The organism is Marinobacter sp. Arc7-DN-1 (genome assembly GCF_003441595.1).
GTDB classification, from domain to species: domain Bacteria; phylum Pseudomonadota; class Gammaproteobacteria; order Pseudomonadales; family Oleiphilaceae; genus Marinobacter; species Marinobacter metalliresistant.
In genome coordinates this window covers 3976634-4003164 of record NZ_CP031848.1, presented here as the reverse complement: position 1 = coordinate 4003164, position 26531 = coordinate 3976634, and the positions used below count along the sequence as shown (strand labels likewise).

Below are 26531 nucleotides of genomic sequence, written 5' to 3'. Positions count from 1 at the left end.
TCGTTTGACAGAATCAAACGATAATGATTATCATTAACTCACCAAATGACGACGGTCGTATCATTTGGTCTCTCTCATCAGGAGCTTACAGCTCTTTTCACGCCCCACCTCTGGTGGGGCTTTTTTTATACTCCGCGTCTGGCTCTTACGGGCAAAATCACCGCAAGGGCCAATCCCGCGACAAATCCTCCCAGATGGGCTTCATTTGCCATACGCCCGAGACCGAGCATTTCAGGAAGCGCGGTAAAACCGATCACCATCCACACCACGGCAAAGGTTACCAATGCCGGCGGAAACTGGAACCTTGGCGCAGACCGCTGGCTCAGCCAGCAATAACCCAGAATACCGTAGACAAAGCCGGACAGCCCGCCAAAAAGGGGCCCGGAAACAAAGTACTGCAACCCGTTGGAGACCAGGCTGGTCACCAGGAAAAGAGTGACCAGCCGTCCCCGCCCGTCAAACCATTCAATCTGACTGCCCAGGAACCAGAGCATGACCGAGTTGAAAATTATATGGGTCCAGCTGAAGTGCAGAAAATCCGGAGTCAGCAGACGCCACACCTGGCCACTGGCGAGAGTCGCCGACAAGGCATCAATACGACCGGCCATGGTGCTCCAGTCATAATCACGCGGGTCAATCATCATCAGTGTGGCAGCGAGTTCATTCTGCCCCATGGCTGTGAGCCAGACCATAATCACTGCAAAGCCGATGATGCCCAGAACCAATGGCGCATGGCGAGGCGAAGGCTGCCAGCGCCCGCCAACAAAAACCGGCGACCGGTTCTGGCGATCAACCGCATCCCGGAGCTCCGGTTCCGCCATGAAGCGCTCAAGGGCTGCAAGCACCGGCTCAGCGTGGGCCGGATCCTCCAGCCAGATCACCTGAAAACCACCCTCCTCGGCAATCCGGTGAGTAACACCCTGCCCGTTCAGCCAGCGGCTGAAGCCGGCCAGATTCACCGTGGTATCCACCTGTTTGACTCGGTACACCGTTTTTTACTCCGCCTCCAAAAATGGTTGGGCCGTTCTATACGGACTAGCGTGCAACACTGTCTTCACTGGTGGGATAATCCGGCTGCTCCGGCCGTTCCACCTCTACCCAGACAAACTTGTCCCGGGAAAGTGCCCGCTCTCCGTCCATCCGGTAGGCCACCAGCCGACCGTACTTCACGGCGCTGAAATCAATACAGGCAACGTTGGACTTGAGCGGGGCTGGCTCACCCTCCATCCAGTAATGCCCGACGAAGACCGGCGGTGCGCCCAGGGGATAGCTGATCAACTGCTTTCGCTCGTTCTCCGTTAACACACGGCGCGCCACTTCCGGCGGCAGTGGGTCCGGCTGGAACACAACATCGGCATACGTGTGGGGATCGTCCGCCCAGAACTTGGTGCGGAAAAACTCGCGGACATAGCCGTCCTTTCCGGTAATTGACATGCCCTCGGGCAGCCGTAGATCCGTGCCACGGAGAAGGGTATCCATCACCTGCCCGGCGAAAGATTCAATGGCCGCCGAGGCGTGCAGGAAATCCTCATCAATACAGGCACCTCCCTGCACCCGCTTGAATTTCTCGATCAGGTCGCCATCCCAACAGGCATGAACCGCACGAAAACTCTCGTCCTCAATGAACAGGGGAATAGTGTAAAACCACTCAAGAAACTCATTCCACTCGTGGGGGTAGGCTTCAAACTGATCAAGTGTCTCCTTGATCAACCGGTCATGACGGGCGTTGTGCTCTCGCAACCACTTCTTGCCACTGCCCGGACGGGCTCGGGTACAGTAGCCCAGAGCGTTGTATTCGTGGTTACCCATAACAATCCGGGCCGAGCCGCGCTCCACCATGTCTCTGACAAGGTGCAGCGCTTCCCGGATACGGGGGCCCCGATCAATGATATCGCCAATGAAAATGGCCTGCCGGCGCGGGTGCCGGTACACACCGTTGACCTTGCGATAACCCATCTGATCCAGAAGCCTGGCGAGCGTGTTCGCACAGCCGTGTACATCGCCAATGATGTCATAACCGCGGCTTGCGGTTTGTCTGTTTCCAGCCATGATCAACTCGCTGATATTTCGCTAGCCCAGCCAAGCTTGTCACGGCAGGTGGCGTAGAAATTGTGGTCGGTGGGATGAATCAACCGGATCTTGAACGGCTTTTTGGTGATGCGGATGATATCGCCCGGCGCACAGGCGATGTTCATCTGCCCGTCGAAACTGATTTGCGGATAGGTTTCGTTGGTCTCACCGATCACCAACTTGATTTCACTCTTGCCGTCGACCACGATCGGCCGGCTGCTGAGAGTGTGGGGAAACATCGGCACCAGAACAATGGCGTCCAGCTTGGGATGCATGATCGGCCCGCCTGCCGACAGTGAGTACGCCGTCGATCCCGTGGGCGTGGAAACGATCAGGCCGTCCGAGCGCTGGCTGTAGACAAAGTGACCATCAATGAACAGGTCAAAACCGATCATCCGGGTGGATTTACCCGGGTGCAGCACCACATCATTCAGTGCAGTACCAAAGCCAAGGGGCTGACCGTTTCGCTCCACATTGCCATCCAGAAGAAACCGGGTTTCTTCCATGTATTCGCCCTGCAGCACCTTGCCAAGACGCTCCTCCAGGTCAGACGGAGAAATATCGGTCAGAAAGCCCAGCCGGCCACGGTTTACCCCAAGCAGGGGAATCTTGGATTTTGCCAGTTCCCGGGCGGCCCCCAGCAAACTGCCGTCGCCGCCAACCACGATCACCAGATCACAGATTTCGCCCAGCAGCTTTTTGCTCGCCACCTGCAGGCCGTGGCCAGGCAGCATACTCGCGGTATCTTCCTCGAGAATGACGTGGTAGTTGTTGGCGATCAGATACTGTTTGAGCTGGCGCAGTGATTCAACCACTTTAACGCTGCCCATCCGGCCAATCACACCAATGTTCCTGAACTGATCCATGAAGTTTCCTGTGGTGTCGGGATGCGGCGGGGCCAGACGAATCCGTTACCCCCATGACAATCTGGCGTACAGTTTAACGAAAGTCACCCCGATACTGAAAAAACTTCCCACACTCAGTCCCGGTGTTTCTCGCAGCGGTCATCAATCCCCGGACGGAACTCCGCCGGCTGGCTTATCCGAAGGATGGGCTCTTCACAGAACTTGCCACCTTTGCCCTCGTGCTTGCAGACTGGGTTTTCGTAATGCTCCAGCCACTCCCGGTAGGCAGGCTCATTCATGCCGCAGCGTTCTGCCGCGTAGGCGGTGGGGTTATTGAAGTAGGTTTCGATGTCTTTGAAGGGCAGCGTCACATGGCCAACGCCGGGCTGATAAGCCACCAGGAAAACGGACTGGCGTTTAAGGTGATCGAGGATGGAATTTTCGGCGGGCTCCCGGTGCCGAAGCTCATGAATTTCCTGCTCAAGGGCTACAATCATGTCGTTCCGGAGCTCCAGCTCCCGCTGCCGGCGCTCAAGTTGCTCCCGCAGCAGCACCAGCTCTGCATCCACGCTGGCATCGTCCTGCTGCTTGCCCTCACCGCTGAAGACCATCTGTTCCTGCATGGTCAGGTATTGCTCATTACGTTCCGACAGGCGCTTCTTGAGCTGCTCATTGCTAAGGCGCTGGCGCTCGTATTTCTGCTCAAGATTTGCCATTTCACTGCGCAGGCCCTGCATTTCCAGCCGATGCTCCCGCTGGATATCCGACAGGGAATCCCGGTGAACGCTTTGCAGTGTCTTGATCCGCAGGCGCTGTTCCCGGATAAGCTGTGCCAGGCGGGAGCGATTCGCGGCAGCCGCGGACTCTTCCGGATCGGCCGAATCCTCGGCCTGGGCACTTAGAACCGGAATGTTTTCTTCCTGAACCGGTTCAATCTTGCGGAATTTGAGGTTATTCACCTCAACCGCTTTGCGAATCGCCTGAAAGTGGTTGTTCCCCGGCGTCATATCCGGGTCCCACAGGTCTTCCTTGTACTGGGGATCAGGGCACTGGCTACGGCAAACAAGGCGGATAGCGCCACCACCCATGTCGGGCCCCTTGGCACCACGCCCTGCCAGCGCCTCAATAGGCACGTTCCAGTGGCTGTCTGCCCGGCCCTCCTCATCAAACCAGATCCGGAAAAACACCAGAGCCTGCACAAGAAGATCATCGCTCAGCTCGACCAGAACAGCCCTGACTTCGGTTTCGGCGAGATCAGACAGGCCCACATAGCCGTCCAGGAAGGCGCCGAATTCGCTGGCACGCATCTCGCGCGCCACCTGGCTGCCCTCCATGAAAAATACCGCCGAATAACCCTCGGCTGCCTGGCCGGCAGACTCCATTGCTGACTCCCATGATTCAAAGATTGGACTGACTCAAACGTAATAGTCTAGCCAGACAATCCTTGCTGCACAGGGAAAAACTGCAACATTTTGTGATCGTGTTTGCGCTTACAGCTCCGCAGCCAGGCGACTTCCCTGATTGATGGCCCGCTTGGCATCCAGCTCCGCCGCGACATCCGAACCACCGATCAGATGAACCGGCAGCCCGGCAGCCTCCAGATCCGCCTGCAGTTCACGCAACGGCTCCTGCCCTGCACACACGATGATCGTATCCACGGGCAACACCCGATCCTCACCGTGCTCTGCCCCTTTCGGCGTAACCGTGATATGAAGCCCTTCGTCATCAATCTTGCGGTAGGTTACCCCGGGGACCATCTGAACCTCTCGATTCTTGAGAGAGGTACGGTGAATCCAGCCCGTGGTCTTGCCGAGGTTTTTGCCTACCTTGGAGGTCTTACGCTGGAGCAGGTAAACCTCGCGGGCAGGTTCGGGAACCTCTGGTGTAACGCCCTGGATGCCGCCGCGATGCTCAACGCTCAGATCGACACCCCACTCACGCATGAAGAGTTCGGTATCCAGCGCCGCAGAGGTCCCCTTGTGAACGATAAACTCGGAGACATCAAAGCCGATGCCACCGGCGCCGATAACCGCCACTCTCTGGCCAACCGGTTTGCGCTCCAGAAGAGCATCCAGATAGCCAATCACCTTCGGGTGATCAATTCCCTCAATGTCCGGGGTCCGCGGCTTGACGCCGGCAGCCAGAATCACCTCGTCAAAGCCGCCGGCCTTGAGATCATCGGCGCTGACCCGGGTATTCAGCCGCACATCCACCTGATACTTGTCCAGCATGACCCGGTAGTAGCGAAGGGTTTCAAAAAACTCTTCCTTGCCCGGAATCAGCTTGGCCACGTTGAACTGGCCACCAATTTCGCTGCCGGCGTCAAACAGGGTTACTTTGTGGCCCCGCTCCGCGGCCACAGAGGCAAACGCCAGGCCCGCAGGACCCGCACCGACCACCGCAATGGATTTCGGCGCAGACGTTTTCACGTAGGTCAGCTCGGTCTCGTGGCAGGCCCGGGGATTTACCAGGCAAGAAGTCAGCTTGCCGCTGAAGGTGTGGTCAAGACACGCCTGATTGCAGCCAATGCAGGTGTTGATCTCATCGGCCCGGTCTTCCGCGGCTTTCAGGACCAAGTCAGCGTCCGCGAGGAAAGGACGGGCCATGGACACCATATCGGCATCTCCTTCGGCCAGAATCTTTTCGGCAACATCCGGCATGTTGATCCGGTTGGTGGTTACCAGCGGAATACTCACCTCACCCTTCAGGCGCGCAGTCACCTTGGTAAAGGCACCGCGGGGAACCGACGTGGCGATGGTGGGCACACGGGCCTCATGCCAGCCGATACCGGTATTGATGATGGTCGCGCCGGCCTTTTCAATTTCTTTCGCCAGGTACACCACCTCTTCCCAGGTGCTGCCATCTTCAATGAGATCCAACATGGAGAGACGGTAAATCAGGATAAAGTTCTCACCCACCCGCTCACGAACCCTGCGCACAATGCCAATCGGCAGGCGGATACGATTCTCGTAGCTGCCACCCCAACGGTCGGTCCGATGGTTGGTATGGGAAACAATGAACTGGTTGATGAAATAGCCTTCCGAACCCATTACCTCAACGCCATCATATCCGGCTCTCTGGGCCAGGGCAGCACAATCTGCATAGTCCTGAATCTGCTTCTCAATCCCTTCCTCGTCCAGCTCTCTCGGCTTAAACGGGTTAATCGGTGCCTGAATGGCGGAAGGTGCGACCAGCTCAGGAGAATAGGCGTAACGGCCAGCATGAAGAATCTGCATACAGATCTTGCCGTCTGCGCCGTGCACCGCGTCGGTGATGATCCGATGCTTGTCTGACTCTTCTTCGGTGGTCATCTTGGCCGCATGCTGGAATACCCCGCCTTCGACGCTGGGCGCGATACCCCCGGTGACAATCAGGCCGGCACCGCCACGGGCGCGCTCTGCGTAAAACGCCGCCAGACGCTCAAATCCGTTCCTGGCCTCCTCAAGGCCGGTGTGCATGGAGCCCATCAGCGTACGGTTGCGCAGCTTGGTGAACCCAAGGTCCAGCGGCTCAAGCAGGTTCGGATATTTGGCAACGCCCGGCGTCGTACTTGCAGTCATATTCTGTCTCCTCATCGTGATCATCGGCGGGCTTGCAGAGCCCTGCTCATTATTGAGACCTAAATTACCGGTGTGCCTTGCCATCAACAATATCCCGGAATAACATTTTATTATCTTTGGATAACATGTCCGACAAAGGCTTCAATGAGTACGCAATCGACAGACGCCAGGCAATCCCGTAACTCCCTCGGAGACATCAGCGTTCTCTACGTGTCCGTACTGATGCGGGCTGCTGCGGCGGAGGGTGCGGATACGACGGAACTGGCATCCCATTTCCAGCTTGACCGGCAGACACTGACCTCGCCCGCCGCACGCATCAGCATCCCCCGCTTCATGCGTCTGGGGCACGCAGCGATCAGTGAAACCGGCAATCCGGCCCTGGGGTTGCGTATGGGCGCGTTGTCACGGCCTGTCGATGCCGGCATCGCCGGGCTTGCCGGGGAAACTGCCGGCACCGCTGGCGCGGCCATCAGCACGCTGATCCGTTACGCCCTGCTGACCAGCAGGAACAGCCGCGGCAACCCGACCATCAGGCCGGAAACCCGACAGGTACAGTTTTACTCGATACGTCCCTACAACGGCTTCAACTATTTTGTGGTGGATTCAGTGCTGGCAGCCTGGACCCAGTTCCTTCGTAACGTGACCGGCCGGTATGAGGTTCTGGAGAAGGTCACCATTGAATACCCTGCCATCGGCCTGGATGAAGTGTTCGAGAGCTGGTTCCGTTGCCCGGTACACTTCGGAGCACCGGCAAACAGCCTCACTGTCCGCCGGGATATCTGGCAAAGCCCGAGCCTGCAGGCGCAGCCGGCCATGCACGAAAAACTGTCGGAACTTTGCGAGCGGGAGATGCAGCAGATCCGGCGGGGCTGGACAACCGGAGACCGGGTAAAGAACCTTCTCACCCCTCTGTTCCGGGGCGAAACACCCGGCCTGGAAACCATTGCCATGAAACTTGGCATTACACCCTGGACACTGCAAAGACAGCTGGCGGCCGAAGGAACGGGGTTCCGGGAACTGGTGGATGACACGCGGAAAAGCCTGGCCCGGGACTATATCCGGGAGACCGACACGTCACTGGCAGAAATTGCCTGGCTTCTCGGGTTTGCCAATCCGGCGGCCTTTCACAAGGCGTATCGGCGATGGTTCAACCTGAGCCCTGGAGAGCATCGAAAACGGATCAGGCATTCCCGGGGCGCCTGACTCTGTTAGAACTCAGTGGGTTAGAGCTCAATGGCGTCGTCCCAGCCCTGGTCGTCTTCATATTCCTCGAACTGGCTTTCAATCAGCTCTTCTTCATAGTCCCGCATGGCTATTACCCTGTTTCCTGATTCAGAAACAGACTAGAGCGGATGTATGACAAGCAAATGACAAACATGCTGGCTTGCGAAGACTTAATGCAGGAAAAACGAAAAACAGGAGGGGGAAAATGGCGGAGCGGACGGGACTCGAACCCGCGACCCCCGGCGTGACAGGCCGGTATTCTAACCAGCTGAACTACCGCTCCGCGTGAGTTATCACGTCCTGCCTTTAGAAGGCGGTGCAATCAAGGGTGTGACTGCTCGGTGACAACGAGGGCGCATTATAAAGAGGCACCCCGTTATGTCAACGCTTTTCCTGAAAAAAGTTCAGAAGCCGCGCTCCGTTACATCGCATCAACCACGGCGCCCCTGCCCTGTGCGGTTTTGCGGTACTCGATCGGGGTCATACCAGACCAGCGCTTGAAAGCCCGGTAGAAAGTACTCGGCTCCGAGAAGCCGGTGAGATACACGATCTCATCAATGGATTCGTCAGTGGTTGCCAGCAGTTGGCGCGCCAGCCGGTAACGGAAATCAGCCAGCACCTGGTTAAAACTGGTTTCGGCTTCCGTCAGGCGGGTACGCAGGGTTCGCGGCTTGATGCCCAGACGCTCAGCCACCGCATCCAGAGTTACCTCGCCACTGTCCAGAAGCTCCGCCACAATCCGCTCTACCTGCCCGACAATATCTCTCTTTTCGAGCCGGGCCACCTGCTCGCTGGCGAAACGCTCATGGAGGTCCAGAAGCTCAGGCTCAGCATGAGGCGACGCGTGGGAAAGCAGAGCAGCAGGAAAGTAGAGACGATTCTCTTCAGAACCGAAGGAGACCTCACAGCCGAGCACCTCCCGCACATGATCCTGGCCATCGGCCCGCTCGTGCTCAAACTCGATGCGTGAGGGATGGAAGTTATCGTCGGTAATGGAGCGGAAAAAGGTAATCAGCCCCTGCACGAAGCATTCGTTGAAATGCCGCAGCCTGCGGACATCATCAGACGCAGCGTCCAGCACCATGCAGGCGTCGTCACCTTCAATAAAGAAATCCGTGTTGGCGGCATCGCTCAGCAACCGCTGGTAATTCTGCGCCCGCCGCAACCCTTCGCCGAAAGTCGGGCTGCTCAGGAAAAGATATTCCAGTACCTGGCCTTTGTAGACGGGCAACAATTGCCCCAGGTGCAACCCGACATCCGGATCGCCGGAGACGTCTTCGACGGCCTGCCAGAAGTACATCTGGGCACTGTGGGGGGTTCGGAGCTGCTCGGTATAGACGTAATTCTCATCCACCCCGAGACGGCTGAAGATGGCATTGGTGTCGAACCCCTTTTTTTTCATCGCCTCATAGATCAGGCGTAACATCACTCCCGCGTCACGAAGTTCCTGCATAAGATCCCGCTTTTTTTATTGGATTGCTACTACTTTGACCGGCCGGACAATTGCCGTAGCACGCCAGGTCAATGCCAGCTCTGGCAGGGTTTGCCAGACTTGTGGGGCCTGAAAACAGCCCCTGTTAGACTATCGTCTTATATTAGAGCATATCAGGCCACAGACACACAGTTGTACCAGTTTGTAAGAATACCCATGACCTTCGCGATAAAATTTCCATTATGGTAGTGCCATACTGACCGTGACCGGCGAAGACGGTGAAGGAGAACGACCCATGCCAGAGACTCCCGTTTATCACAAATCACCACCATCATTGCTGCCCCTTTACGGCAAGGCATTGCTGGCAAAGCAAGGAAAGCACGGTGGCGACATTACTGTCCCGGAATTGTCTGCCAGCCTGCTGGGCGTCAGCACCGGCGGCGATAGCCTGAAACGCTACCAAAAGGTTTGCGGGTTCGCTCCGCACAACCACTTACCGCTCACCTGGCCCCATGTACTGGCTTTCTCCCTGCATCTGAAACTGCTGACCGAGAAGAGCTTTCCCTTGCCGCTACTCGGCCTGGTGCACCTGAGAAATATCATTACCCAGCACCGGCCAATCGGAGCCGGCGAAATTCTGGATATCAGCGTACGTCTGGGAAATTCGGTAAAGAGTAGTCGTGGGGTGGAGTTTGATCTGATCACTCAGGCCCGCTCTGCAGGCAAACCGGTCTGGGAGGAAACGAGCACGACCCTGTTCCGACAACCACAAGGTAATGGGAAATCATCGGGCCAAAAGGCCCCGCCTGAACTGGAACACTACCCCAACACACTGAGCCTGAAGGCGGGAGAAACCATTGGCCGCCAGTATGCCCGGGTGTCCGGGGACAGTAACCCGATTCACATGCACGCCCTGAGCGCCAGGATCTTCGGTTTTCGCCAGGCAATCGCCCACGGCATGTGGACCAAGGCCCACGCACTGGCGCTACTGGAACAACAGGACGGTTGGCGACCGGGCGCCATCAGGGTCAGCTGTCAGTTCAAGAAACCACTGTTCCTGCCGGGCACAGCCCAATTGAACTGGCAAGCGGAGGACAAAGGCTGGGACTACCAGGTGCTGAATGCCAAAGGCGACGCGCCACACCTGAGTGGACGCATCGACTGGCTCTAACCCCGGGGGACTTCCTTTAACGCTGAGAAGTCTCGTTTTCCGGTGCACAGGGGGAACCCTGCGCACCGGCGACCGGAAGGGTGAAGTAGAAACAGGCGCCACCGTCTTCCGGGCGCACGAAACCGATGTCTCCGCCCTGGGCCTGAATCAGGGAGCGGCAGGTCGAGAGGCCGATGCCCATGCCCTCATCCTTGGTAGTAAAAAACGGCAGGAACAGTTTTTCCTCGGCGCCGTCAGGCAGGCCAACTCCGTGGTCGCGCACCTGGATTCGCACACAGCTGTCACCCTGAAGGCTGGCTGATACCTCAACAGGCGCCGTTGAATCCACGCAGCTGGTCGCTTCCAGGGCATTCCGGATCAGGTTCAGAGCAACCTGTTGCACCTGAACGGGGTCAGCCAGGACATCTGGCATATCCCCTGGCACCGAAACCTTTATGGCACCCTTGTTATTGCGCATATCCACCTCGGCAAACTGCCGGGTGTCCTCCAGCAGCGCGGATACCGATAGCACTTCCTTGCCGGTTGCCGGCTTCTTCATGAACCGCCGGATTCGCCGGATGATCTCGCTGGCGCGGTGGGACTGGGCTTCGATCTTGTCCAGGGTCTCCTGGAGCAGACCCATATCCGCCGATTCTTTCGCCATCATCCGCTTGGCGACCCGGGCGTAGTTGGTTATTGCCGTCAGCGGCTGATTGACCTCATGGGCGACGCCCGCGGCCATTTCACCCATGGTGGTCAGGCGCGAGGTATGAGCCAGCTGATCCCGCTGTTCCTGCACCAGTTGCCGGGCCTCTTCCAGGGCCTTCTCGTTATCCAGCTCGGCAGTGATGTCCCGAAACACCACAACGGCGCCGTGGAGCCCGCCTCCATCCCGCTTTGGGGTTGAACGATACTCGGCCGGAAAGCCTGTTCCGTCAGCCCGGAGTATACGGATGTCCCGCCGGTTTTCGGCAACACCCTGCTGACAGGTGGCTTTTACCGGCAGGTCGTCCGGATTGTCCCCCGCCGTGGCGAAATGGGTTTCGAAGAAGTTTCGGCCGATCAGCTCTTCCACCGGGCAGCCGACAATCAGTGTCGCCGCTGGATTGGCAAACTCGATAACGCCGTTCTCATCAAGGCCGTAAATGCCCTCGCTGATGGAATTCAGGATGCGGGCCTGGTCGCTCTGGAGCTCGCGGTTACGGGCCTGCAGCTCTCTTTCAAGGCGGATAACCGAGGCATGGGTTTTCACCCGGGCAATCACTTCCCGGGACTGGAATGGCTTGGAAATGTAGTCGGCTCCACCGAGCGAGAAGCCTTTAACCTTGGCCTGCAGATCATCGAGGGCGGAAAGGAACACCACCGCACAATCCGCCGTCTCGGGATCGGCTTTGAGGCGCTCACACACCTCATAACCATCCATCTCCGGCATCATGATATCCAGGAGAATCACTTCAGGCTGGTGGCGGTGGGCAAGGTCCAGGGCCTTTTCGCCTTCATTGGCAATCAGCAGCCGGTAGCCTTTGTCTTTCAGGGTCTCATAGAGGACTTTGAGGTTCTGCGGATTGTCATCCACGAGCAGAACCGTCACCTCCGAGTTCTCGCTGACAGGTTCAGTCATAGTTTTCGGGCCGGTTAAAAGCGTAACCGTATGATGCCGACAGGATCACCGTGCGTCGATAAGGTCCTTTACGGACAGGGCCATACGAACCAGATGTGCCAGGGAATGGGTGCCCATCTTGTGCATAACCCGGGAGCGGTGGATCTCCACCGTACGCTGACTGATCTCCAGCTCAATGGCAATCACCTTGTTGGCCTGGCCGGCGATCATCCGGTCCATGATCTCGTGCTCCCTGGGAGTCAGGCTCTTGATACGGCGGATGATCTCCTGCTTTTCATCCAGGGATTTGCGCTGCTCCAGATCCTGCTTCAGCGCCGCCTCGATTTTTTCCAGCAGCGCCTCTTCGCGGTAGGGCTTCTGGATAAAGTCCACGGCCCCTTCTTTCATGGCATCAACCGCCATGGGCACATCACCGTGCCCGGTGACAAAAATAATCGGCAGGATGGAGTGCCTTTCATTCAGCTTCTTCTGCAGCTCCATGCCGTCCATGCCGGGCATACGGATATCCAGCACAATGCATCCCGTCATTTTGTCGGAATAATCCTTCAGGAAAGCAGTTGCACTCTCATAGGGCCTGACCGGCTTGCCGTCGGATTTCAGCAGCAGCTCCAGGGAATCGCGGACTGCCTCATCGTCCTCTACGACGTATACGGTTTGCTGGGTATCAGTCATGGGCGTGTTCTCTCCTGTCCGTTTTCTTATGATTACCGGTCAGTGGGTTGACGGGTCTTTGTGATCATCACGTGCATGCTCCTGCCGCTCGTGTTCCCGCATTTTTTCAAGTCGTTGCTGGATAATGCCAAAAACACTCTGCTTCGGGTACCTGCCTTTGTCATCGGCCTTGCCCGCGGGCTTACCCAGAAGCAGGGTAATAGCTTCCTCAACGCGGGCAACCGCGTACACCGCAAACCGGCCTTCACGCACCGCCTGCACCAATTCGCTATCGAGCATCAGGTTCTGCACGTTCGTGGTTGGCACGATCACGCCCTGGGTTCCTGAGAGCCCACCCTTGAGCTGACAGGTTGTGAAAAAGCCTTCCACTTTCTCGTTCACACCGCCAATGGGCTGAACCTCACCAAACTGGTTTACGGATCCGGTAATCGCCAGATCCTGGCGGACCGGAATACCGGACAGGGAAGATACCAGCGCGCACAGTTCCGCAAGAGACGCACTGTCGCCATCCACCTCACCGTAGTTCTGCTCGAAGGTCAGACTGGCCGACAGATGCATCGGATCGTTAACCGCAAAATGGGAAGCCAGCCAGGAACTCAGGATCATCACGCCCTTGGAGTGAAGGTTGCCGCCGAGCTTCACATCGCGCTCAATATCGATCACCGCACCATCTCCATAATAGCAGGTCGCGGTCACGCGGTTGGAAAGTCCGAATTCAAACCCGCCCGTGGACAACACCGACAACGCATTCACCTGGCCAACGCAGGTTCCACCAGTAGTTACGAGTGTGGAGCCATCACGGATGGAATCGTAGAACTGGTCGCGAATCCGGCTGCTGCGGTATTTGGCGCTTTCCAGGGCCCGCTCCACATGAGTATCCTGGATCAGCCGCGCCCCTGCCTGCCGGGCCCAGAAATCCGATTCCCGAAGCAGATTGGCGATATCCGCCGCATGCAGAGACAAACGGTCCTGATGCTCGGCCATGCGCGCACTGTGCTCAATAATCCGGGCGACCGCCTTGTTTGAGCAATGCAGCAGTGATTTCTCGCTTACCAGGCTGGCAATGAACTTGGCGTATAGCAACTGACTGTCATCAGAGCGGTACATCTCGTTCTCGAAATCCGCTGTTACCCGGAACAGCTCGGCAAATTCCGAGTCGTACTCCTGCAGCAGCATCCAGGTTTCGCGATCACCAAACAGGACAATTTTGACATCCAGCGGGACTGATTCCGGTTCGATGGAAATGGTGCCGGAAAGGGTCAGCTCCCGCTCCAGGGAGTTAATCTGTATCGATTTCGAACGCAGGGCACGCTTCAGCCCGTCCCACACGAAAGGCTGCTCCAGCACCTTGATGGCGTCCATCAACAGGTAACCGCCGTTGGCCCGATGCAGGCTGCCCGGGCGGATCAGTGAGAAATCGGTAAACACGGTGCCCTTGTAGGTAACGTTCTCCACGTACCCGAACAGGTTGTGGTAGGTGGGATTGTCCTCCACCACCATGGGAACCTCGTTGGTTTTCTGGTGCACCAGCACGTTCACCAGGTATCGGCGGGGCATTTTCTTGTCGAGGGACGCGTAGGCAATCGCCGCCTGCTCCTCGTTATCGTCCAGGAAAATCTCGAGGTTCTCCACCAGATCTGCCCGGACCGCCTCGAAAAAGGCGACCACGTCGGGAAGATCCTTGTACTTCTCGATCAGCTCATCAACCTGATGGCCCGAAATACTCTCCAGGGTCTCCTGGTTCAGCGCCTGCTGTTTGTCAGCGTATTCCTGTTCCCAGTCAGCAAGTTTGCGCAGGGCTTGCCGAAGCTTTTTCTCCAGCTTGTTGATGATGTCTTCAAACTTGTCACGCTGCTCGTCTGTCAGCGCCTGGAAGGATTCCACGGTGTGCGGTTCCTCGCCATTCATGGCAACCAATCGGTAACCGCCGGGCGTGGTCACGGTCAGGCTGACTTTTTTGCGTTTGGCCTGGGCAGCCACTTTTTCCAGTTCATCTTCCTGTTTCTTGCCGTATTCATTCTTCAGCTGTTCCGAGCGCTCAAGAAAACTGTCGCTGTCGAAGGTCTGGGGAATCACCTTTACCAGGCGGCTCATCAGCTTTTCCATATCCTGCTTAAGCTGGGTCCCCTTGCCCGCCGGAAGCTGCAACAGCTTAGGAATACGGGGCTCCTCGAAGTTGGCTACATAGCACCAGTCATGGCTCTGCTGATCGGTATCCACATGGTGCTCCAGGTAACGCAGCATCATGGTGCGTTTGCCCAGGCCATTTCGGCCAACGGCGTACACGTTGTAACCGCCATGGGGCATCGCCAGGGCAAAACGCACGGCTTCCTGGGCACGGTTCTGGCCCACGATTTCGGCCAGAGGTTCCAGTTGCCTGGTGGTTTTGAATGGCAGATCTTTCAGAACACAGGCTTTGTAAAGCTGGTGCAGGGACAGTGACTTCAAGGTTCGGTCCTGTAACGGTTGACTCATTGGCCGGTCATTGTAGATTCTGCAGTCGGCCATGTCGCGTTCAGCGAGCAGATTTCTGGGGTTGCGCACAATGCGCAGGAATTTGTTGGTCAGTTCACAGTTTTGCCAGCGTTCATTTTTCAGGCAGTTGTTCCGGAACTACACTTCATCTCCCGGCAAAAAATACAATGCACGCAACGGATGCCAGCGTATGACCAGTGATTCCGCAGATCGCAGAATCAAGGATCGTTATCCCGCTTCCTGCCTGAAGGTTCAACTTCGGGAGCGCGGCTTTTTTAGCCGTGGCAAGCCCGCCACACCCGCCACCTGTCTGGATCTTAACCGCTACGGCATGGCAATACTGTGCCCCAGGCCAGTGGATCCGGGCGCCCGGCTATTCATGGATTTTGACGGCAAGTACATCAGTGAATCGAGGGTATGCGCCCGGGTGGTGGACTGCCAGCCGTTTCAGACCGGTTATCGCATCAGCGTGCAGTTCAGCTACTGCCGGGACAAGAAAGGGTATTCACGAGCGGTGGACAACGCCCTGTCACGAATCGAAGGCTTCTATAACCGGTTCGCCAGCTAAGCCATTTCCGCGTCGTCAGACAAGCCCGGCATCCAGGCTGGCAGCCACATACGTGCCCAGCTCCCGGCACTGTTCCTCGAACTCATTCCGGTATTCGCCCCGGCAGATCAGAGGGTCCTGAATCCGTTTCCAGCGCAACCCGGTAGTGATACTTTCGATCGCCCGGTTGGTACCGGTGCCGTCGTGACCAGCCCGGATGTAGTAGGCAAAGGGCAAACCCTGGGTTTTCTCCAGGCAGGGGTAGTAGCTGCGATCAAAGAAGTCCTTCAAAGCCCCGCTCATGTACCCGAGGTTTTCGGTGGTACCCAGGATGATCGCGTCGCAGGCAAGAACATCCTCAGGGCCGGCATCCAGGGGAGCAAGGACTGTTACTTCAACGTTCCCGACGTCTTCATGGCAAGCACCCTGCTCCACAGCTTCCCTCAGTTTGAGGGTATTCGGGGAAGGCGCATGGGCAACAATGAGCAGTTTCTTTTTGCTATCCATACCTCCCCCGCAGATGCTTAGAGCAATTCGCCGCTGGCTTCCGCCGGTGCCTCAACGGCTTCTTTCCTGGAGACCGGCTTCGGCATCAGCTTATCACGCACCGCAGCTTCGATTTCGTTGGCAATATCCAGGTTTTCTTCCAGGAACTTGCAGGCGTTAGCCTTACCCTGGCCGATCTTGTCACCCTTGTAGGCATACCAGGCGCCGGACTTGTCAACAAAGCCTTCTTTCACGCCCATATCGAGCACTTCGGCCATGTGGTAAATGCCCTTGCCGTACATGATCTGGAATTCAGCCTGCTTGAACGGCGGTGACACCTTGTTCTTGACCACTTTCACCCGGGTCTCATTGCCTACCACTTCATCGCCGTCTTTTACCGAGCCAATGCGGCGGATATCCAGACGCACGGAGGAGTAAAACTTCAGGGCGTTGCCGCCGGTGGTGGTTTCGGGGCTGCCGAACATAACACCGATTTTCATACGGATCTGGTTGATGAAGATCAACAGACAGTTGGCATGCTTGACGTTACCTGTCAGTTTACGCAGCGCCTGGGACATCAGCCGTGCCTGAAGGCCGACGTGGCTATCGCCCATTTCACCTTCGATTTCCGCTTTCGGCGTCAGGGCGGCAACGGAGTCGACGATGATCACGTCTACCGCGTTGGAGCGAACCAGCATATCGCAGATTTCCAGCGCCTGTTCACCGGTATCCGGCTGGGACACCAGCAGCTCGTTTACGTTGACACCCAGCTTTTCGGCGTAGATCGGGTCCAGGGCATGCTCAGCATCCACGAAGGCACAGGTTTTACCGGCCTTTTGGGCCTCGGCAATCACCTGCAGGGTCAATGTGGTTTTACCGGAACTTTCCGGACCGTAAATCTCACAGATACGACCGTAAGGCAGGCCGCCAATACCCAGGGCAACATCCAGCCCAAGGGAGCCCGTGGAGACCGCAGGAATGGCTTCACGGGGCTGGTCGCCCATTTTCATCACGGCGCCCTTGCCGAACTGGCGCTCAATCTGGCCAAGTGCTGCGCTCAATGCTTTCTTGCGGTTGTCTTCCATCAGTGCAAAACCCTCTGTCGCCCTGGCCACCGGAGCCGTGAGGACTCCGGCAGCGTAATAGTGAATCGGGAATCCGTACAGTGTAACCAGCCAATTCCCTGTATATTTGAACAGTATTAAAACATAACCGGCAAAGGAGACCAACCCCTCTTGATGTGAAAGCCGTCAGTGCTCATCCACAAACCCGTTAACCCCCTGAAGGGCAAAGAGAACCGCCTGTCGCCTGACCTGGTCCCGGTCCCCCTCAAAGTGCCTGACCACCGCTACAGTGTCAGCCGGGGTACTGCCCCAGGCAAACCAGACGGTACCAACGGGCTTTTCCTCGCCTCCCCCTCCGGGGCCAGCCACGCCACTGATGGCAACAGCCACACCTGCGCCAGTGGCCGCCAGGGCACCGGCAACCATCTCCCGCACAACCGGTTCGCTGACCGCACCGTGTTCATCCAGTGACTTCCGGGTTACCCCCAGCAGGGCCTGCTTGGCGTCGTTGCTGTAGGTTACCAGACCACCCAGCACATAGGCCGAGGAACCAGCCCGGTCGGTCAGCACCTTGGTAACCCAGCCACCCGTGCAGCTTTCGGCTGTTGCAACAGTACGCTCCAGTTCCAGCAGCCGTTCACCGAGGCGGTTACCCGCCTCTTCCAATTCGTGATCGCTGGCCAGCATAATGACCTCCTTCGTTTCATCACGGCCGTTATTTTCTTACAATTCACGCCTTCATCCAAAGCAAGGCAATCCGGACCCGTCCATGTCAGCAGCTCAGACCGATCTTTCCAAGCACACCCCAATGATGCAGCAATACCTGAAGATCAAGGGTCAGCACCCCAATGAACTGGTGTTCTACCGCATGGGGGATTTCTACGAGCTCTTCTACGAAGACGCCAAGAAAGCGGCCGAGCTGATGGACATTACCCTGACCGCCCGGGGCCAGTCCGGGGGCAACCCGATCCCCATGGCGGGCATTCCTTATCACTCGTCTGAAGGCTACATTGCCCGCCTGGTCCGGGCAGGTCAATCCATCGCCATCTGCGAACAGATTGGCGACCCGGCCACCAGCAAGGGACCGGTCGACCGACAGGTGGTAAGGATCGTTACACCGGGCACCCTGAGTGACGATGCCTACCTCGAAGACCGCCGGGACAACCTGCTGGTGGCCATCTATAACCACCGGGAACAGTTTGGTTTTGCCTCTCTGGACATTTCCAGCGGTCGTTTTGCCGTGTCTGAGCTGGAGAACCTGGAAGCCCTGCAAGGAGAACTCCAGCGGCTGCGACCGGCGGAAATCCTGATCAGCGAGGACTTCCCCTATCAGGAAATACTGGAAGGCTTTACCGGAATCCGGCGCCAGGGACCCTGGCTGTTCGAACTGGACACCGCCCGCCGGGTGATCACTCAGCAGCTGCAGGTGCGGGACCTGACCGGTTTCGGCTGTGAGGACCTGAATCTCGCGGTTTGTGCCGCCGGCTGTCTGCTGCAGTATGCCAGGGAAACCCAGCGCACCGCCCTGCCCCATATTCGCAAGCTTACCCGCGAACGACGGGATGAAGCCGTCATAATGGATGCCGCCAGCCGCCGCAATCTGGAGATCGACACCAACCTGATGGGCGGCCATCAGTACACCCTGGCCTGGGTGATGGATCGCACCGCAACCTCCATGGGCGGGCGGGAGCTTCGGCGCTGGCTGAACCGGCCGCTGCGGGATGTGGAGATTGTCCGCCAGCGCCAACAGGCGGTGTCCGCACTCCTCGACGGGTTTCATTACGAGCCGGTGCACGATCTGCTGAAAGCCGTTGGCGATATTGAGCGGGTACTGGCCCGGGTAGCCCTGCGATCTGCGCGCCCGCGCGACCTCGCCCGCCTGCGGGATGCCTTCCAGGCATTGCCGGATCTTCAGGAGACGCTGAAACCGGTGAACTCACACCACATCGTCAGACTCGCCACCATCATCGGCGAATACCCCGAACTGGCGGATCTCCTGGAACGGGCCATCATTGATAACCCGCCCGTGGTTATCCGGGAGGGCGGCGTCATCCAGGAAGGCTTCGACGAGGAACTGGACGAACTGCGCAACATCAGCGAGAACGCCGGCCAGTACCTGCTGGATGTGGAAACCCGGGAGCGGGAACGCACCGGAATCAGCACCCTGAAGGTGGGCTACAACCGGGTTCACGGCTATTACATCGAGATCAGCCGGGCCCAGTCCGATCAGGCCCCGGTAGATTATATCCGCCGGCAGACCCTGAAGAATGCCGAACGCTTCATCACCCCGGAACTGAAAGAATTCGAAGACAAGGCCCTGAGTGCCAAGAGCCGTGCCCTGGCCAGGGAGAAAGGGCTGTACGATGACGTGCTGGAAACCGTAGCCGGTCAACTGGCGCCGCTACAGGATGCGGCGCAGGCCCTGGCTGAGCTGGATGTGCTGAGCAATTTTGCGGAGCGGGCCACCTCACTTCGTTTTTCAGCGCCGGAATTCAGTGAAGCGCCAGGCTTTGACATTGAGGAAGGCCGCCACCCGGTAGTCGAGCAATTACTGGATGAACCTTTCGTACCCAACGATCTGCTGATGGACACCCAGCGACGCATGCTGGTGATCACCGGCCCGAACATGGGCGGCAAGTCCACCTACATGCGCCAGGCTGCGCTGATTGCCCTGCTCGCCTATACCGGCAGCTTCGTGCCCGCCAACCGCGCGGTAATCGGCCCGGTAGACCGGATCTTCACCCGGATGGGCTCCTCAGACGACATCGCCGGTGGCCGCTCCACCTTCATGGTGGAAATGACCGAAACCGCCAATATCCTGCACAATGCTACCGAACACAGCCTGGTACTGATGGACGAGGTTGGCCGTGGCACCAGTACCTTTGATGGCCTGTCGCTGGCCTGGGCCACCGCGGAGCACCTGGCCCGGGAAATCCGTTGCTACACCCTGTTTGCCACCCATTATTTCGAGCTTACGCAACTGGCGGATGAGCTGCAACACGCGGTGAACGTGCACCTTACGGCCACAGAGCACGACGACAGCATCGTGTTCCTGCACAACGTTCATGATGGCCCGGCCAGCCAGAGCTACGGGCTTCAGGTGGCCAAGCTGGCCGGCGTGCCCCAGGATGTGATCCGCAACGCCAAAACTCAGCTTTCTCACCTTGAGGGCAGCGCAACGCCTGCGGCACCGGCGGGCGCTGCTCATGATAAGCAGAGTGAAGCACCACACGGCAACGTTCCAAAGCATGTGAGTGAGCCGGCTTACCAGGGCGATATGTTCGCGAGTCTTGAGCCGAGCGCCGTGGAAGAAGCGCTCAAAGAGCTGGACCTGGACGGCCTGACTCCCCGGGATGCCATGAATCGGCTGTACGAGCTGAAGGCCCTGATGAAGAAATAGCGGAAAATTGATCTGTGTAATAAGGTTATAGCAGCCCAACGCTTGCGGCTATGCGGGTCGCTCCCTACAATATCGCGCACTAAAACATAACGGTGGCGCCCACGACGGCGCTCCTGATGAGACTGACCGACCACTGGACCAGGGATCTGACTATGGCGTTTATCGTTACTGATAACTGCATCAAGTGTAAATATACAGACTGCGTGGAAGTCTGCCCGGTAGACTGCTTCTACGAAGGCCCCAACTTTCTGGTAATCGACCCGGATGAATGTATCGACTGCGCCCTGTGCGAGCCTGAGTGCCCGGCCGAAGCCATTTTCTCGGAAGACGAGCTGCCTGCCGATCAGGTCCAGTTTGTGGAGATTAACGCCGATCTGGCCGCCAAATGGCCGAACATCACCGAGAAAAAAGATCCGCTGCCCGATGCCGAAGAATGGGATGGCAAGCCGAACAAGCTCCAGTATCTGGAGAAGTGATTTACCGGAACTGAATGTAACTAAATGTAAAGGGAAGCCGAGGCTTCCCTTTTTCTTTGCCTGCCCAGTGTCCGGAAGCCTCAGGTGCTTGCCAGCTTCGCCCCCATGGCCACAAAGAATCCGCCAGTGAGCCCGTTCAGCACTCGCTTCAGCCGCGCATTCGCGCCCAGGCTCCGAAAACTCACCACCACCCAGGCCAGGCCACACTGCCAGAGCATCGCCAGCAGGAAATGGACCCCAGCCAGCATCAGGGATTGCTGAAAGGCGTTACCGGCAGGGTCAACAAACTGTGGCAACAACGCCATATAGAACAGCGCGGTTTTCGGATTCAGCACGTTGGACAACAAGCCTTCCCGGAAAGAAGTCACCAGGGGGACACTCCGGCGCGCCACCGTCACGGCTTGCACCGAAGGCTCTCCCCCTCGCCTCAGGGCCAGACGCAACGAGCCGATTCCCAGCCACACCAGATAGCAGGCACCAGCCCACTTCAACGCCGAAAATGCCCAGGCGGTTTCTACCAGCAGGAGGGAAATACCCAGGGCCGAGAGAGTCGCGTGGATGAACAGGCCACCAGAGATGCCCACGCTGGTCACACAGCCATCCCTCAAGCCACCGCGGCCGGCATTACGCATCACCAGCAGCGTATCCACACCCGGCGTCATGGTGAGCAATGTGATGGCAACCAGATAGGCCCAGAACAGGTCCGAGAACAAAACCACGCCTCCCAGAACGGTCCACGGAGGCTGGAATAATCAGGCCTCCTGCTGGAGAATCTTGCGCGCCGCGGCAGACTTGTAAAAAGGCGTGAGCCGCCGGCGAACCAGGGCCTCAACATAACCCTCTTCCCGTAAAACGTCTATAACCGGAATTGCGTAGGCATCAACTTCCGCCTTCACCACTTCCCGGGTGACGCCCATGTCCCTGAGCAGGTCGGTGATCGGATGCTCGCCGTACTTCACAAACAGGTGGGAAACCACGGCCCAGGCACAGCCTTCAAAGTACCCGGTCTTGCGGAACTGCAGCCAGAACTCATACCCGAGCACCACAAATTCCTGCAGTTCGACCTCCCCCAGACCTTCACGCAGTTCCTCTATCGTGCGGTCCTCCAGTGACACCCAGGCGGCCATCACGCTGTCCCGCAACTCGTCATCAGACAGCGCCCGGTGCAGGAACTGCTCACTGCGGCTGATCAGGCCCGGCAGGCTGTCGGATAGCCAGATTTTGAGCCGCCGCTCGAAGGTTTCATCCAGGCCCGGCACCGCTCTGTTGGCCATGCGCCTGCCGAACTTCATCATCGAACCGACACCCGGTACGGATTTGGTGATCAGGTTGTCCTCGTACAGATAGTTCACCAGGCCGTGATACACCACATTGGACACCATCTCCTGATACACCGGATGAGCCATGATCTCACTGATCACCCGCTCCCGCTGGTGCTTCAGCTCCAGTGCCTGTTCCAGGAAGCCGGTGGCCTGCTCACGGGTAATAATCTCGCCCAGGGTTGTCCTGGACTGCACCCCGGCATTGAGCACCTCGGTGGCCATTTCGGCCGCCAGCTCGGGAATCCCCGCATCCAGCTCCATATCCATCACAATGCGCTGAATCACGCCCATCACCTGCTCTTCCGAGGTGAGGCGGTTCAGGGTTATCTCACCGGCATAATTCCAGAGCTCATCCAGTTCCTGCTCCAGAAACCTGTGTAGCCTGGCGCCCTTCAGTGATGCCAGCTCATGCTTCACATGCTGTTCCAGCAGCTCGGTGGCGAGATCCGTTTTGCCTTCGGTCATGGCGTCTGATGTCCTGTTGTTGGAATGAAACACACTGCACAAAGGCTAACACGGAGTCCCGGCTGACCGGTTTGCCAAAACTACAAGGGGGAGGCTGCGGCCGGGCCAGTCATAGCCGGCCGCAGCTCATAGCAGGCTGATTACTGGAAATCGTTGAAGCTGTGGGGCTCCGCGGCCAGCGCCAGGCAAAGGCTGCCGGGGCCAACATAGATACTGCTGGTTATACCCATTTGTGAGAGCAACAGTTCCACACCGTTGTGCTCACACGCGTCCCGCAAGCGATTGAGGCCGGGAAGATCCTCGATCTCGGTCCAGGTCAGGCCACAGGACAGGCTTACGTAGGGCGTCAGCAGGCCCGCTTCCACCCTAGCGGCCGCATAGTTCATCACCTTTTCCACCGCCGCATCGAAGCTGCGGGTCTTCGCTACCGGCTGCCCCCCGGCGCCCTGCCCGAAGATCACCGGCGTGATGTTCAATGCCTTGCCCAGGAAGGCAACCAGTGCCGACACGCTCTTATCACCTCGGCGCCTGGCCCGTTCACGGATGTAGTGCAGATCCCGGGGAATCACGCAGGTGTAGATCTTGTCGGTGAAGGTTTCCACCTCATGGCGCAGGGCATTCTTGGACATCTTCTGGTCGATCAGCTTCAGCGTATGCGCCGCCAGCAAACCCTGGCCGGCAAAAATCTGTTTGCTGTCGATCACCCGCATGAAAAACCGGCCCTTGCGGCCCGCGGCTTCCCGCGCACCTTCATAATGGGCCAGGACACCGTTCATGGCCTCGGTGGCATTCTGGAAAATCAGGCTTCGGGTTTTTGTGACCGTCTCGCAGATGGCCACATCAAACTGGGTAACGATCTTCTCCATGAACAGATCGTGGATCTGCCCGGCGGTGAACGCCCGGGTTTCCGCCTGGTGCCCCTTCTGCAGCAGGCCACTCTGGTAGAACTCCTGGGTCCGGACCGGGTCATGCTCGTCTATGTAGGTTTGGCCGTCGATCACAGCGGTAACGGGAAGGATGAACAAATCGTGCTTGCGGCTGAACTCATAAGGTAAATCACACGCAGAATCAACGATCAAACCAACTCGCATGGCGGGCCTCCAGCTCCGGGCCGCTCCTCGACCGGAAGCGCCCTTTATTGTCGTTATTCTTTATGCCGCTCAGTCTTACATAACCTGGCTGGAATTTCAGCAATCCCGGCTTACCCGGCAGGGGATATCACTTCCAGTTCCTTGAGATTTTGCTCCAGAAGCTCCCGGTTGTCCTGCTGCCAGGGATGAAACCCCTTGCGGAAATAGGCCAGAAATTCCGGCAGGCACTTGCGAAGAACCCCGGGTTTTCCCCACAGGAAATTAAAACCGCCTAGCCAAGTACGCAGGCTCCAGAGCTTGCCATCGGTTTTCAGCAGGCTGCAGGTATTGAGGAAGGTGTACTTGAAGAAGTTCCAGGTAACAAACAGGAAGACCACGCGGCGCAGACGCTCATTACCCACGCACGCCCGGTAAACGTCAAAGGCAACGGATTTGTGCTCGGTTTCCTCTATTGCATGCCAGCGCCACAGTTTCGCCATGGCCGGGGTGGCACCCTCCATCCATTCCGGATGGCTCAGGATGGCGTTCGCCAGTACAGCGGTGTAATGCTCGGCACCGCAGGTTCCCGCCAGCTGCCGGCTAGGCGGAAGCTGGCCCACCCACTCCATATGCTTCCCGAAACGCCGGTCAATGGCATCGATATCGTAGCCCCGCGCCCTCAACGCCTCATTGTAGTGCTTGTGCTCACGGCTGTGGAGGGCCTCCTGCCCGATAAAGCCACGAATCTCGGCCTGCAGCTTCGGGTCTTCGATTCTGTCCCGGTAGAGCCGTACAGCATTGATGAACTGTTGCTCACCATCGGGAAACTGGAGTGAAAGGGCATTGAAGAAAGCAGTCCGGAAGGCATCATTGCCGTGCCAGAGCGTTTTCAGGTCTTCACTGACATCAAACCGCAGATGCCTCGGCTCAACGGACACACCCTCGGGCGTGGAGCTGATGGTCATAACTGCCTCCTGTTTTTGTAATGTTGCTATCAGTAATGAACAGCGGACAAAAAATCATCAGTCAAGGCAGTTTAAACCTGAAAACCTGAGGGAAGGAAGGGAGCCAGGGGAAAAATCGGACATATTGTCACGAAATGACATTCTGTCAAAACAGAGCTCAGAGCGAAAAAAAGGAGGCACGAGGCCTCCCAAGGACACACAGGGGGTCAGCGCTTTCCAGTGCAGGGCCGGAAGGCGCAGGTTTAGTGCTCTTCTGCGGCTTTCACACCCGGCGCTTCCGGGTCCGCTGCAAAGCCAAGCAATTTGGTACGTTCAATCAGAAAGTAAAGGACGGCGCCGGTGGCCAGGCCCCAGCCTGCGCCATAGACCGCCAGAACTACGCCCATGGTGCCGGCAATTCCCCGCTCAGTGTTGTTCTCCAGTTGCTCCAGGCCGACCATCAAACAGATATAACCAGTAAGAAGCAGGGTCAGCGACAGGGCAATCGGCAACACCGGCTGGAAAAAGCTCACCAGGGGCAGAATAAACAGCGCAATAAAGCCGGTAATCCAGAAAGTACCGCCGCCGCTGTAGATGGAATCCATGGCATTGCGACCGTATTTGTAGCGCTCGGCCATGGTGGCGGTAACCGCCGTCCAGATCGGACCGGCCAGACCGGGATACGGAGCAAAAAAGGCATGACCACCGTTCCGGAGTGCGGTTACCAGGTGCACGCGGTCAATGCTGTTATCAATGTCTTCGTCTTTGCGCAGGTGATCCACACGGCTCATCAGTGACTGGCCAACAACGATATCGCCGAAGGCAATGACATACGCGATCACAGCGGTCGGGACGGCGTAGAGGAATACGCTGCTGTCCGGGAAGCCAACGGTAAACGGCAGATAGTTCCAGAGCTCGCCGAACGCCGGTCTGGTAATACCCCACTCCACATTGGGCACGGCGTATTCGCCCGTGGCAAACCCCACTAGGATAGCCACCACCATGCCCGGGACCATGCCGTAGTTGGCGATCTTGCGGGCAATGGAATTGCTTTCAACAAAGCCTTTGAAGGACACCGAAAACATCAGGTACAGGGAGACCAAGCCACCGATGATCAGGGAGATCGGTGTGTTGGCCAGGCGACCGCCGGCTTCGATTTCACCCATCAGGGCCGCAATACCGGCGCCGATGATGATCCCGCCTTTCATAGACCGGGGAATCAGTTCCACCAGCTTGCTGCCGAGGCGGGTAACACCGAGGACCAGAAAAATAATGAACACCAGGAACTGCAGGGCAAACAGCGCCTGAATGGCCTCCGGCCCGGGTTCGTAATCACTCAAGAACAGAAGCACCACGGGAATACCCGGCGTTATCCAGCCAGGCACCAGCGGCACTCCCAGCAGCGCCGGGAGCATAAAGCCGATCCCACAAACCACCACGTAAGCCAGAGCGACGTCGTAGGGAACACCCAGGTATTTCTCCAGCAGGGGGATCATGGCCAGGCTGACCACGAACATGATCAGGGCCTGCACCATCTCCGCGAATTCCCACCGATAGTGGACGAACGGCAGACGAACCTTAAAGGGACCCGCAGGCCAGTATGGCTGCTCTTCCCCGTTCTTCCGATGAAACATTTGCATAAAAAGGTCTCCGGGCTCACGCGGTGCGTGTGCCTGACAGCGTTGTTTTTCTGGTTAACATCGGCTGC

Annotated in this window: 22 protein-coding genes and 1 tRNA gene; 5 read left to right on the top strand and 18 right to left on the bottom strand. The window is 57.8% G+C overall.

All coding sequences use genetic code 11. The annotated features are described in order from the left end of the window. Positions 1-125: 125 nt before the first annotated feature. From D0851_RS18790 to D0851_RS18770, 5 genes are all read right to left on the bottom strand, one after another. Positions 126-989 (bottom strand): rhomboid family intramembrane serine protease, encoded by an 864-nt coding sequence (locus D0851_RS18790; RefSeq protein WP_117619995.1) that lies wholly within the window; start codon positions 987-989, stop codon positions 126-128. 46 nt (positions 990-1035) lie between these two features. Beyond that, a complete protein-coding gene (locus D0851_RS18785) occupies positions 1036-2049 on the bottom strand; it encodes a metallophosphoesterase (RefSeq protein ID WP_117619994.1) in 1014 nt (337 codons plus the stop codon). Between the two features lie 2 nt (positions 2050-2051). After that, positions 2052-2936, bottom strand: coding sequence for an NAD(+) kinase (locus tag D0851_RS18780; protein WP_117619993.1), 885 nt, complete (start codon positions 2934-2936; stop codon positions 2052-2054). A gap of 113 nt (positions 2937-3049) precedes the next feature. Further along, positions 3050-4297, bottom strand: a complete 1248-nt coding sequence (locus D0851_RS18775; RefSeq protein ID WP_117619992.1) for a DNA repair protein — start codon at positions 4295-4297, stop codon at positions 3050-3052. Between the two features lie 108 nt (positions 4298-4405). After that, complete coding sequence (locus D0851_RS18770; RefSeq protein ID WP_117619991.1) at positions 4406-6475, bottom strand: FAD-dependent oxidoreductase; 2070 nt, start codon at positions 6473-6475, stop codon at positions 4406-4408. Positions 6476-6619: 144 nt separating this feature from the next. Here D0851_RS18770 and D0851_RS18765 point away from each other — a divergent pair, with 144 nt between their 5' ends. Next, on the top strand, positions 6620-7678 hold the full coding sequence (locus tag D0851_RS18765) for an AraC family transcriptional regulator (protein ID WP_117619990.1): 1059 nt from the start codon (positions 6620-6622) through the stop codon (positions 7676-7678). A 227-nt stretch (positions 7679-7905) separates the two neighbouring features. Here D0851_RS18765 and D0851_RS18760 read toward each other — a convergent pair. Next, positions 7906-7982, bottom strand: a tRNA-Asp gene (locus D0851_RS18760). A 138-nt stretch (positions 7983-8120) separates the two neighbouring features. After that, positions 8121-9152, bottom strand: coding sequence for an AraC family transcriptional regulator (locus tag D0851_RS18755; RefSeq protein ID WP_117619989.1), 1032 nt, complete (start codon positions 9150-9152; stop codon positions 8121-8123). Between the two features lie 274 nt (positions 9153-9426). Here D0851_RS18755 and D0851_RS18750 point away from each other — a divergent pair, with 274 nt between their 5' ends. After that, complete coding sequence (locus D0851_RS18750; protein WP_117619988.1) at positions 9427-10302, top strand: MaoC/PaaZ C-terminal domain-containing protein; 876 nt, start codon at positions 9427-9429, stop codon at positions 10300-10302. A gap of 16 nt (positions 10303-10318) precedes the next feature. Here the strand turns inward: D0851_RS18750 and D0851_RS18745 are convergent, their stop codons facing one another. Genes D0851_RS18745 through D0851_RS18735 form a run of 3 tightly spaced genes read right to left on the bottom strand, consistent with a single transcriptional unit; the run spans position 10319 to position 15022 of the window. Further along, complete coding sequence (locus D0851_RS18745) at positions 10319-11902, bottom strand: response regulator (RefSeq protein ID WP_117619987.1); 1584 nt, start codon at positions 11900-11902, stop codon at positions 10319-10321. 45 nt (positions 11903-11947) lie between these two features. Then, a complete protein-coding gene (fixJ, locus tag D0851_RS18740) occupies positions 11948-12574 on the bottom strand; it encodes a response regulator FixJ (protein ID WP_117619986.1) in 627 nt (208 codons plus the stop codon). Positions 12575-12613: 39 nt separating this feature from the next. Continuing rightward, positions 12614-15022 carry a Lon protease family protein gene (locus D0851_RS18735; RefSeq protein WP_117619985.1) on the bottom strand — a complete coding sequence of 803 codons (2409 nt, stop codon included), beginning with the start codon at positions 15020-15022 and terminating at the stop codon, positions 12614-12616. A gap of 217 nt (positions 15023-15239) precedes the next feature. Here D0851_RS18735 and D0851_RS18730 point away from each other — a divergent pair, with 217 nt between their 5' ends. Beyond that, positions 15240-15617: a PilZ domain-containing protein gene (locus D0851_RS18730; RefSeq protein ID WP_117619984.1), complete on the top strand. Its 378-nt coding sequence runs from the start codon at positions 15240-15242 to the stop codon at positions 15615-15617. Positions 15618-15632: 15 nt separating this feature from the next. On the opposite strand, the gene D0851_RS18725 is transcribed toward D0851_RS18730, so the two are convergent. The 3 genes from D0851_RS18725 to D0851_RS18715 all read right to left on the bottom strand — a co-directional run bounded on the left by D0851_RS18725 (position 15633) and on the right by D0851_RS18715 (position 17833). After that, positions 15633-16103 carry a flavodoxin family protein gene (locus D0851_RS18725; protein WP_117619983.1) on the bottom strand — a complete coding sequence of 157 codons (471 nt, stop codon included), beginning with the start codon at positions 16101-16103 and terminating at the stop codon, positions 15633-15635. A 17-nt stretch (positions 16104-16120) separates the two neighbouring features. Then, positions 16121-17167, bottom strand: a complete 1047-nt coding sequence (gene recA / locus D0851_RS18720) for a recombinase RecA (RefSeq protein WP_117620475.1) — start codon at positions 17165-17167, stop codon at positions 16121-16123. Between the two features lie 165 nt (positions 17168-17332). Then, positions 17333-17833, bottom strand: coding sequence for a nicotinamide-nucleotide amidohydrolase family protein (locus D0851_RS18715; protein ID WP_117619982.1), 501 nt, complete (start codon positions 17831-17833; stop codon positions 17333-17335). 82 nt (positions 17834-17915) lie between these two features. Here D0851_RS18715 and mutS point away from each other — a divergent pair, with 82 nt between their 5' ends. Together mutS and fdxA are read left to right on the top strand one after the other, a co-directional pair. Beyond that, the gene (gene mutS, locus D0851_RS18710; RefSeq protein ID WP_117619981.1) at positions 17916-20546 is read left to right on the top strand and encodes a DNA mismatch repair protein MutS; all 2631 of its coding nucleotides are present in this window, start codon (positions 17916-17918) and stop codon (positions 20544-20546) included. A 152-nt stretch (positions 20547-20698) separates the two neighbouring features. After that, on the top strand, positions 20699-21022 hold the full coding sequence (gene fdxA, locus D0851_RS18705) for a ferredoxin FdxA (RefSeq protein ID WP_117620474.1): 324 nt from the start codon (positions 20699-20701) through the stop codon (positions 21020-21022). Positions 21023-21102: 80 nt separating this feature from the next. On the opposite strand, the gene D0851_RS18700 is transcribed toward fdxA, so the two are convergent. The 5 genes from D0851_RS18700 to D0851_RS18680 all read right to left on the bottom strand — a co-directional run bounded on the left by D0851_RS18700 (position 21103) and on the right by D0851_RS18680 (position 26463). Next, positions 21103-21741: a LysE family translocator gene (locus D0851_RS18700; protein ID WP_117619980.1), complete on the bottom strand. Its 639-nt coding sequence runs from the start codon at positions 21739-21741 to the stop codon at positions 21103-21105. Between the two features lie 33 nt (positions 21742-21774). Then, positions 21775-22809, bottom strand: coding sequence for a hypothetical protein (locus D0851_RS18695; RefSeq protein WP_117619979.1), 1035 nt, complete (start codon positions 22807-22809; stop codon positions 21775-21777). Positions 22810-22949: 140 nt separating this feature from the next. Next, on the bottom strand, positions 22950-23900 hold the full coding sequence (locus D0851_RS18690; RefSeq protein ID WP_117619978.1) for a DegV family protein: 951 nt from the start codon (positions 23898-23900) through the stop codon (positions 22950-22952). A gap of 110 nt (positions 23901-24010) precedes the next feature. After that, on the bottom strand, positions 24011-24844 hold the full coding sequence (locus D0851_RS18685; RefSeq protein ID WP_117619977.1) for a metal-dependent hydrolase: 834 nt from the start codon (positions 24842-24844) through the stop codon (positions 24011-24013). 242 nt (positions 24845-25086) lie between these two features. Then, positions 25087-26463 carry a solute carrier family 23 protein gene (locus D0851_RS18680; RefSeq protein WP_117619976.1) on the bottom strand — a complete coding sequence of 459 codons (1377 nt, stop codon included), beginning with the start codon at positions 26461-26463 and terminating at the stop codon, positions 25087-25089. Positions 26464-26531: the final 68 nt, after the last annotated feature.